Consider the following 1,099-nt stretch of genomic DNA (forward strand, 5'->3'; position numbering starts at 1 on the left):
CCTCGGTCCCGACCCTGGTCGGTGCCACCCTGCGCATCCCGTACACCTTCGCGGTCCCCAAGTTCGGCGGTCGAGCCTTCACCGTCTTCAGTGCGGGAATGCTGCTGATCCCGACTCTCGGCCTCGCGTTCTTCATCAACCAGCCCGGCACGCCGATGTGGGTCTTCCTGCTGCTGGCCGCGCTCGCCGGTGTCGGTGGCGGTAACTTCTCGTCCTCGATGGCCAACATCTCGTTCTTCTTCCCCGAGGGTAAGAAGGGCGCCGCGCTCGGCATCAACGCCGCGGGCGGCAATCTCGGTGTGGCGCAAACACAGCTGGTCGCGCCGCTGCTGATCACCCTCGGCACGCATCTGCTCGCCAAGGACGCCGCGGGCTACCGGTTCGGCATCACCCTGGCCATCCTGGTCTGGGTGCCGTTCATCCTGGTCGCCGCGTTCGGCGCACTGCGCTACATGGACTCGATCGTCTCCGCCAAGGCCGACGGCAAGTCCTACAAGCTGGCGCTGACCAACCCGCACACCTGGATCATGTCGTTCCTCTACATCGGCACGTTCGGTTCGTTCATCGGCTTCTCCTTCGCCTTCCCGACCCTGATCAAGGCCAACTTCCCGCACCTGACCCAGATCGGCTGGATCAGCATGGTCGGTAACCTCGCCTTCCTCGGCGCGCTTGTCGGCTCGTTCAGCCGTCCCGTCGGTGGCTGGATCTCCGACAAGGTCGGCGGCGCCCGCATCACCGTGATCGTGTTCACCGGCATGGCCGTCGCGGTCGCGCTGATCATGACCGCCCTGTCGTTGAAGAGCTTCCCGCTCTACCTGGCCGCGTTCCTGCTGCTGTTCGTGCTCACCGGTGTCGGCAACGGCTCCACCTACCGGATGATCCCCTCGATCTTCGGCGCCACCGCCAAGAAGTACGCCGCCGAACACGGCATGGAGATCACCGAGGCGCAGGCTTCGGCTCGCCGTCAGGCCGGTGCGGCGATCGGCGTGATCGGCGCGGTCGGCGCCGTCCGCGGGATGCAACAACCGCACGCCCCTGGCAGGTCCAACATAAAATAAGGCACGATGTCGCCTGCCGTCTGGGGGTACGCCGGTGCGGT

At 66.0% G+C, this 1,099-nt stretch carries 1 protein-coding gene; it reads left to right on the plus strand.

From position 1 onward, the window contains the following. On the plus strand, positions 1-1,058 hold a 1,058-nt coding region (locus tag ACFWUY_RS41905; RefSeq protein WP_384122408.1), incomplete at its 5' end, for an MFS transporter. Between the last annotated feature and the right edge of the window lie 41 nt (positions 1,059-1,099).

It is taken from the genome of Streptomyces sp. NPDC058664, assembly GCF_042716635.1.
In the GTDB taxonomy this organism is placed as follows: Bacteria; Actinomycetota; Actinomycetes; order Streptomycetales; family Streptomycetaceae; genus Streptomyces.